The organism is Streptococcus parasanguinis (genome assembly GCF_001578955.1).
Classification (GTDB): domain Bacteria; phylum Bacillota; class Bacilli; order Lactobacillales; family Streptococcaceae; genus Streptococcus; species Streptococcus parasanguinis_U.
Map to the genome: position 1 here is coordinate 653,712 of NZ_KQ969689.1, position 8,637 is coordinate 662,348.

Here is an 8,637-nt window from a genome sequence, read left to right on the forward strand (position 1 = left end):
AGTCCAATTACTTGGGTTTGAAATTGTCGCTTATGCCGGTGACGCTCGATCAAAATTAGTGGAAGCCTTAAAAGTTGCTGAAAATGGTGATTTTGCTAAAGCAGAATCCTTAGTAGAAGAAGCAGGGTCTTGTATCGCTGAGGCTCACAAATCTCAAACGACCATGCTAGCGCATGAAGCAGCAGGAGAAGAAATCCCCTATAGCATTACCATGATGCATGGTCAAGACCATCTCATGACAACGATCCTATTAAAAGACGTGATTCACCATCTGATTGAACTATATAAAAGAGGAGCTAAATAATGAATAAACTGATTGAACTGATTGAAAAAGGGAAACCTTTCTTTGAAAAGATTTCTCGAAACAAATATTTGCGAGCGATTCGGGATGGCTTTATTGCAGGGATGCCTGTTATCCTCTTCTCATCAATCTTCATCTTGATTGCCTACGTGCCAAATGCTTGGGGATTCCACTGGTCTAAAGATATTGAAACATTCTTGATGACTCCATATAACTATTCTATGGGCATCTTGGCCTTCTTCGTTGGTGGTACAACGGCTAAGGCTTTGACTGATTCAATGAACCGCGACCTTCCAGCAACTAACCAAATCAACTTCATTTCTACAATGTTGGCTTCTATGGTTGGCTTCTTGCTCATGGCTGCTGAACCTGGTAAAGATGGTGGCATTCTCACAGCCTTCATGGGTACAAAAGGTCTATTGACAGCCTTCATTGCAGCCTTTGTCACCGTTAATGTTTATAAGGTCTGTGTGAAAAATAATGTGACGATTCGCATGCCAGACGAGGTTCCACCGAATATTTCACAAGTTTTTAAAGACTTGATTCCATTTACAGTTTCAATTGTTCTCTTGTATGCATTTGAATTGATTGTTAAAGGTGCTATCGGTGTAACAGTTGCGGAATCTATCGGAACGCTTCTAGCTCCATTGTTCTCTGCAGCAGATGGATATCTTGGAATTACCCTTATTTTTGGTGCTTATGCCTTCTTCTGGTTTGTAGGTATCCATGGCCCTTCAATCGTAGAACCAGCGATTGCGGCAATCACATATGCAAACATCGATAACAACTTGCACTTGCTTCAAGCTGGACAACATGCTGATAAAGTCATCACATCTGGGACTCAAATGTTTATCGTTACCATGGGTGGTACTGGTGCAACCTTGATTGTTCCCTTCCTCTTCATGTGGTTGTGTAAGTCTGAACGTAACCGTGCAATCGGACGTGCATCTGTTGTTCCTACATTCTTCGGTGTAAACGAACCAATTCTCTTTGGGGCTCCAATTGTATTGAACCCAACCTTCTTCATTCCATTTATCTTTGCTCCAATTGCAAACGTATGGATCTTCAAATTCTTTGTTGATACTTTGGGAATGAACTCATTCTCTGCTAACCTTCCATGGGTAACTCCTGGACCTCTCGGAATTGTCCTTGGTACAAACTTCCAAGTACTTTCCTTCATCCTTGCTGCACTCCTTGTTGTAGTAGACGTGATCATTTACTATCCATTCGTTAAGGTTTATGATGAACAAATTCTTGAAGAAGAACGTTCTGGTAAAGCAAACGACAGCTTAAAAGAAAAAGTTGCTGCAAACTTTAACACTGCTAAAGCAGATGCTATTCTTGAAAAAGCTGGTGTTGAAGGTGAACCAGTTCAAAACAATATCACAAAAGAAACAAACGTTTTGGTTCTCTGTGCAGGTGGTGGTACCAGTGGACTCCTTGCTAATGCCTTGAACAAGGCAGCAGCAGAATACAATGTTCCTGTCAAAGCAGCAGCAGGTGGCTATGGTGCTCACCGTGAAATGTTGCCAGAATTTGACCTTGTTATCCTTGCCCCTCAAGTAGCTTCTAACTATGAAGACATGAAGGCAGAAACAGATAAACTAGGCATTAAATTGGCTAAGACTGAAGGAGCTCAATACATCAAGTTGACTCGTGATGGACAAGGTGCTCTTGCATTTGTTCAAGCGCAATTCGATTAACGATAGGAACTGTGAAACAGTCTCCTATCGTAACGGAAATCGCTATGGCGATTTTCCTAATCGACTTGTTAATTCGTCGGTAAAAATATATCGTTTTTACCTCCTCATGTCACAATTCGGTGGCTTGGAACAAGATGTGAGATGGAGATGGATGGCTCACTAACTCCTCTCCGCTCACTTTTCATTTGGTTCAATTAAGAAATAGGTGAAAAAATGAAAAAAACACTTCCTAAAGATTTTATATTTGGTGGTGCGACAGCTGCCTACCAGGCAGAAGGTGCGACTCATACAGATGGTAAAGGACCAGTTGCTTGGGATAAATACTTAGCAGACAACTATTGGTATACTGCTGAACCAGCGAGTGATTTCTACCATAAATATCCAGTAGATCTTCAATTAGCTGAAGAATATGGGGTCAATGGTATACGGATTTCAATTGCTTGGTCACGTATTTTCCCAACTGGTTATGGTGAAGTCAATCCAAAAGGGGTAGAATTCTATCATAAGTTATTTGCAGAATGTCATAAACGTCATGTAGAACCATTCGTAACTCTCCATCACTTTGATACACCTGAGGTCCTTCATTCAAATGGAGATTTCTTGAATCGTGAAAATATCGAACACTTTGTAGACTATGCTGCTTTCTGTTTTGAAGAATTCCCAGAAGTCAACTACTGGACAACCTTCAATGAAATTGGCCCAATCGGTGATGGTCAATACTTAGTCGGTAAATTCCCACCAGGTATTCAATATGACCTTGCCAAAGTCTTCCAATCTCACCACAATATGATGGTTTCTCATGCACGTGCTGTGAAATTGTACAAAGACAAAGGCTACAAAGGTGAAATCGGGGTTGTTCACGCCCTTCCAACTAAGTATCCATTGGATCCTAAAAATCCTGCAGACGTACGTGCGGCTGAGTTGGAAGATATCATCCACAACAAATTTATCTTGGATGCGACTTACCTCGGACATTATTCAGATGCAACTATGGAAGGGGTAAACCACATTTTGTCTGTTAATGGTGGTAGTCTGGATCTTCGTGACGAAGACTTTGCAGCGCTTGAAGCAGCTAAAGATTTGAACGACTTCCTTGGAATTAACTATTACATGAGTGACTGGATGGAAGCCTTTGATGGTGAAACTGAAATCATCCACAATGGTAAAGGGGAGAAAGGAAGCTCTAAATACCAAATCAAAGGTGTTGGACGTCGTGTAGCTCCTGACTATGTACCTCGTACTGACTGGGACTGGATTATCTATCCTCAAGGTTTGTATGATCAAATCATGCGTGTGAAGGCGGATTATCCAAACTATAAGAAAATCTACATCACAGAAAATGGTTTGGGATACAAAGATGAGTTTGTGGACAATACGGTTTATGACGATGGACGGATTGATTATGTGAAACAACACTTGGAAGTTCTGTCCGATGCGATTGCGGATGGGGCAAACGTCAAAGGCTACTTCATTTGGTCACTCATGGACGTCTTCTCTTGGTCAAATGGTTACGAAAAACGCTATGGTCTCTTTTATGTGGACTTTGAAACCCAAGAGCGCTATCCGAAGAAGTCAGCTCACTGGTACAAGAAAGTAGCTGAAACTCAAGTGATTGAATAAGGATCAACTGGGACTGTTTTAGTTCCAGTTTTTTTATTTTCACTTGATGAAGGTCTCTTAAACCCATCTCTTCTTTCAGCCCCTAATTTATGGTATAATAGATCGATACTGTAATAAGGAAAATAGAATGAATATACAACAATTACGATATGTAGTGGCGATTGCCAATAGTGGTACTTTTCGTGAGGCTGCTGAAAAAATGTATGTGAGTCAGCCGAGCTTGTCCATCTCCGTCAGAGATTTGGAAAAAGAATTGGGCTTTAAGATTTTTCGTCGGACCAGTTCTGGGACTTTTTTGACCCGTCGGGGAATGGAATTTTATGAAAAAGCGCAGGATGTGGTTAAGGGGTTTGATATTTTTCAAAATCAATATGCTAGTCCTGAAGAAGAGAAGAATGAATTCTCCATTTCTAGTCAGCACTATGACTTCTTACCGCCTTTGATGACGGAATTCTCGATTCGCTATCCGGAAAATAAAAACTTCCGCATCTTTGAATCAACGACGGTCCAAATTTTGGATGAAGTGGCTCAAGGGCATAGTGAGTTGGGGATTATTTATCTCAACCGTCAAAATACCAAGGGGATTATGCAACGGGTTGATAAATTAGGGCTTGAAGTGGTGGATTTGATTCCTTTTCAGACTCATATTTACCTTCGCAAGGGCCACCCTCTAGCCAAGAAGAAAAAACTGGTCATGGAAGATCTAGCTCAGTTGCCAACTGTTCGCTTTACCCAAGAAAAAGACGAGTACCTCTATTATTCAGAGAACTTTGTCGACACCAGTTCGAGCTCCCAAATGTTCAATGTAACCGACCGGGCCACCTTGAATGGGATCTTGGAGCGGACAGATGCTTATGCGACAGGATCAGGCTTTTTAGATAGCCAGTCAGTGAATGGCATTACCGTGATTCCTTTAGAAGACAACTTGGACAATAAAATGGTCTATGTCAAACGCGAAGAGATGGATCTCTCCCCTGTAGCAGAGAAGTTTGTCGAGGTCATGGTAGAGTATTTTGATCAAAAGAGGTAAGAAATGAAGAGAAAAACAATGGTTCCGGTAGCCATCGTGCTATTGGTCCTACTGGATCAGTTGGTCAAATGGTATGTAGTCAAGAACATTCCACTGGGTATCGTTAAGTCTTTTATTCCCCATGTGGTCAGCCTGACCTATCTTCAAAACACAGGTGCAGCTTTTTCGCTTCTTGAAAATCAGCAATGGTTCTTTACCCTCATCACTCTAGTCGTGATGGTGGGGGCCTTTTACTATCTTTATAAGTACCTCAAGGGGTCGCTTTGGATGGTGACGGGCTTGACCTTGGTCATTGCAGGTGGATTGGGGAATTTTATCGACCGCCTGCGTCAGGGCTTTGTGGTCGATATGTTCCACCTGGATTTTATGAATTTTGCCATTTTTAACGTGGCGGATAGCTATTTGACAGTTGGAGTTTTCTTGCTCCTGATCCTGATGTTGAAAGAGGAAACGCATGGAAATTAAAATCGAAGTAGCCGGTGCGCGACTGGATAAGGCTTTGGCGGATTTGACTCCCTTGTCACGAGCTGTAGCCAATGAGCATATCAAGGAAGGAAAAGTTCTGGTTAATGGAACTGTGAAAAAAGCTAAGTATACGGTCAAAGAAGGAGACATCATCCAGTATGAAGTCCCAGAAGTGGAAGAGGTCAGCTATGAAGCAGAAGATCTGCCCTTAGACATCGTCTATGAGGACCGGGATGTCGTCGTCGTCAATAAACCCCAAGGCATGGTTGTTCACCCGAGTGCCGGCCATACCAGTGGGACCTTGGTCAATGCGCTCTTATACCATGTCAAGGACCTTTCAGGAATCAATGGGGAATTGCGTCCAGGAATCGTCCACCGGATTGACAAAGACACGTCAGGCCTCTTGATGGTCGCAAAAAATGACCAAGCCCACGTCGCCTTAGCAGAGGAACTCAAAGACAAAAAATCTCTCCGGAAGTATTGGGCCATTGTCCATGGCAATCTTCCTAACGATCGGGGCATGATTGAAGCACCAATTGGTCGCAGTGAAAAGGACCGGAAAAAACAGGCGGTGACGGCTAAAGGAAAACCTGCAGTGACCCGTTTTCAAGTCTTGGAACGCTTTGGAAATTACACCTTGGTAGAGTTGCAACTGGAGACCGGTCGCACCCACCAAATTCGGGTGCACATGGCCTATATCGGCCATCCAGTGGCTGGAGATCCTGCTTATGGTCCTAAGAAGACACTCAAAGGACAAGGTCAGTTTCTTCATGCGCGGACACTCGGCTTTACCCACCCTCGCACAGGAGAAACTTTGGAATTTACGGCAGAAGTGCCAGCGATCTTTGAGAAAACGCTGGAAGACCTTCGAAAAGGATAATGAGAATGGCTGAATGGAAATTCAGTCACTTTCATTACATACGAAATAAATAGTATTAGAAAGAATCATAGCGATGAAAGCAAAACGAATCGTCTTTAAAGTAGGGACCTCGTCTTTGACCAATCCCGATGGGAGTCTCTCCAGACAGAAGGTCAAGGTCATTACCCAACAGTTGGCTCTCTTACACGAATTGGGCCATGAGTTGATCTTGGTCTCATCAGGGGCGGTTGCTGCTGGGTTTGGTGCCCTTGGTTTTAAGAAACGGCCGACTAAGGTGGCAGACAAGCAAGCCTCTGCGGCAGTTGGTCAAGGTTTATTGATGGAAGAATATACCTCTAATCTTCTTTTACGCAACATTGTTTCTGCACAAATTTTATTAACCCAGGATGACTTTGCGGATCAACGTCGCTATAAGAATGCCCACCAGGCCCTTTCTGTCTTACTCAACCGTGGGGCGATTCCGATTATCAATGAAAATGATACGGTCTCTATCGCTGAGCTAAAAGTTGGTGACAATGATACCTTGAGTGCGCAGGTTGCGGCCATGGCCCAAGCGGATCTTTTGGTGCTGTTGACGGATGTAGATGGCCTCTATACAGCCAATCCTTCTCAGGATCCAACAGCCAAGCGTTTGGAGCGGATCGAGCACATTTCTCGCGAGATGATCGAGATGGCTGGAGGTGCGGGTAGTAGCAATGGAACTGGCGGTATGCTGACCAAACTCAAGGCAGCGACCCTGGCGACAGAGTCAGGGGTTCCAGTCTATATTTGCTCGTCTCTCAAGCCTGATGCCTTGATCGAAGCGGCGCAAGAACAAGCAGATGGCAGTTACTTCCTAGCAGAGGACAAGGGTTTAAAAACCCAGAAGCAATGGCTAGCCTTTTATGCAGAAAGTAAAGGAGCTCTTTGGGTGGATGCTGGAGCAGCTGAGGCCTTGTTGGAATACGGAAAGAGCTTATTAATTTCTGGTGTGACCAAGGCAGAAGGGGATTTTTCTTATCAAGACATCGTCAGCGTCTATCATCAAGAGTCAGGACAATTACTAGGGAAAGGGAAAGTTCGTCTCGGCCAGTCGGCTGTGCGCGATATGCTCCAATCTAAAAAAGCCAAGGGAATCCTCATCCACCGTGATGATTGGATCTCGGTAACTCCTGAGATTGACTTACTCTTTACAGAATTCTAAAGGAAAATGTATGGAAACAACACAAGAACAATTAGCCTTAGCGAGATCTGCTAAAAAAAGCATCAATACGGCCAGTACAGCTCTTAAAAATCAGGCCTTAGAAGCTATGGCCAGCCAACTTCTGAAAGCGACGGAAGCCATTTTAGCAGCCAATCAAATCGATATGGAAGCGGCACGCGGGAAGATCTCTGAAGTCATGCTCGATCGCTTATTTCTTGATCAAGAGCGGATTGAAGGGATGGCACAAGGTATCCGTGCTTTAATCGATCTGCCAGATCCGATTGGGGAAGTGCTGGATACTGAAGTTTTGGAAAATGGCCTTGAAATCCAGAAAGTTCGAGTCGCTATGGGTGTCATTGGGATCATTTATGAAAGCCGTCCAAATGTAACGTCAGACGCTGCAGCGCTTGCCATCAAGAGTGGAAATGCAGTGGTTCTTCGTACTGGAAAAGATGCTTTTCATTCTGCCCAAGCGATCGTGACCGCACTCAAGGTTGGATTGGAAGAAGCCGGACTCAATCCAGATCTTCTCCAATTGATCCAAGATACGAGTCGAGCTTCCAGTCTTGCTATGATGAAGGCCAAGGGCTACCTGGACTTGCTTATTCCACGTGGTGGTGCTGGCTTGATCCAAGCAGTGGTTGAAAATGCCATTGTCCCCGTGATCGAGACAGGAACTGGAATTGTTCATGTCTATGTGGACAAGGAGGCTGACTTCCAGAAAGCCCTAGCGATTATTGAAAATGCCAAGACCAGTCGCCCCTCTGTCTGCAATGCCATGGAGGTCTTGTTGGTCGATCAAGCGATCGCGTCTGACTTCTTGCCCTTGGTCAAAGAGCGTTTAGTGGATGATCGAGAAAGATCGGTTGAGTTACGTCTAGATGAGCAAGCACAGGCTATCATTTCGGGGACAGCAGCACAGGAACAGGATTTTGATACCGAATTTTTAGATTATATTTTAGCAGTTAAGGTCGTTGATGGAGTTGAGGAAGCGGTGGACCACATTGAAGCACACAGCACCCATCATTCAGATGCTATTGTCACTGAAAATCCTGAAACAGCCACTTATTTCACCCAGCAAGTAGATTCAGCAGCCGTTTATGTCAATGCATCTACACGCTTTACAGACGGGGGACAATTTGGCCTAGGTTGTGAAATGGGGATCTCGACCCAAAAACTCCATGCGCGTGGACCGATGGGACTACGGGAAATGACCAGTTATAAATATATCGTCAGTGGAAATGGTCAAGTGAGGTAAGAAATGAAAGTAGCATTTATTGGACTAGGAAACATGGGAGCTAGTCTAGCCAAAGCAGTCGCAAAAGAAGTGGTTGCCACAGACTTGCTCTTGGTCAATCGTTCTCCACAAAAGGTGCAGGATTTTATCAGCCAGTATGGGGGAACGGCGTCTGAGCTTGAACAAGCCTTTCAAGAGGCTGAAGTAATCTTTTTAGG

9 protein-coding genes are annotated in these 8,637 nt (G+C 44.0%); all 9 read left to right on the plus strand.

Annotated elements, in window-relative coordinates:
* Positions 1–304: PTS lactose/cellobiose transporter subunit IIA (locus SPADD19_RS03125; RefSeq protein WP_061455174.1), on the plus strand; the 304-nt coding region annotated here is incomplete at its 5' end.
* Positions 304–2,004, plus strand: a complete 1,701-nt coding sequence (locus tag SPADD19_RS03130) for a lactose-specific PTS transporter subunit EIIC (protein WP_061455175.1) — start codon at positions 304–306, stop codon at positions 2,002–2,004. The genes SPADD19_RS03125 and SPADD19_RS03130, both read left to right, overlap by 1 nt.
* 213 nt (positions 2,005–2,217) lie before the next feature.
* Positions 2,218–3,624 (plus strand): 6-phospho-beta-galactosidase, encoded by a 1,407-nt coding sequence (gene lacG / locus SPADD19_RS03135; RefSeq protein ID WP_061455176.1) that lies wholly within the window; start codon positions 2,218–2,220, stop codon positions 3,622–3,624.
* A gap of 127 nt (positions 3,625–3,751) precedes the next feature.
* Entirely contained in the window at positions 3,752–4,654 is a 903-nt protein-coding gene (locus SPADD19_RS03140) for a LysR family transcriptional regulator (RefSeq protein ID WP_061455177.1), read from the plus strand.
* A 3-nt stretch (positions 4,655–4,657) separates the two neighbouring features.
* A complete protein-coding gene (gene lspA, locus SPADD19_RS03145) occupies positions 4,658–5,119 on the plus strand; it encodes a signal peptidase II (protein WP_061455178.1) in 462 nt (153 codons plus the stop codon).
* Complete coding sequence (locus SPADD19_RS03150; protein WP_061455179.1) at positions 5,109–5,999, plus strand: RluA family pseudouridine synthase; 891 nt, start codon at positions 5,109–5,111, stop codon at positions 5,997–5,999. Before lspA ends, SPADD19_RS03150 begins: the two co-directional genes overlap by 11 nt.
* A gap of 73 nt (positions 6,000–6,072) precedes the next feature.
* Entirely contained in the window at positions 6,073–7,182 is a 1,110-nt protein-coding gene (gene proB / locus SPADD19_RS03155; RefSeq protein ID WP_061455180.1) for a glutamate 5-kinase, read from the plus strand.
* A gap of 10 nt (positions 7,183–7,192) precedes the next feature.
* The gene (locus SPADD19_RS03160; RefSeq protein WP_061455181.1) at positions 7,193–8,440 is read left to right on the plus strand and encodes a glutamate-5-semialdehyde dehydrogenase; all 1,248 of its coding nucleotides are present in this window, start codon (positions 7,193–7,195) and stop codon (positions 8,438–8,440) included.
* Positions 8,441–8,443: 3 nt separating this feature from the next.
* Positions 8,444–8,637 (plus strand): pyrroline-5-carboxylate reductase family protein (locus SPADD19_RS03165; protein ID WP_164905833.1); only part of this gene is annotated, 194 nt, incomplete at its 3' end.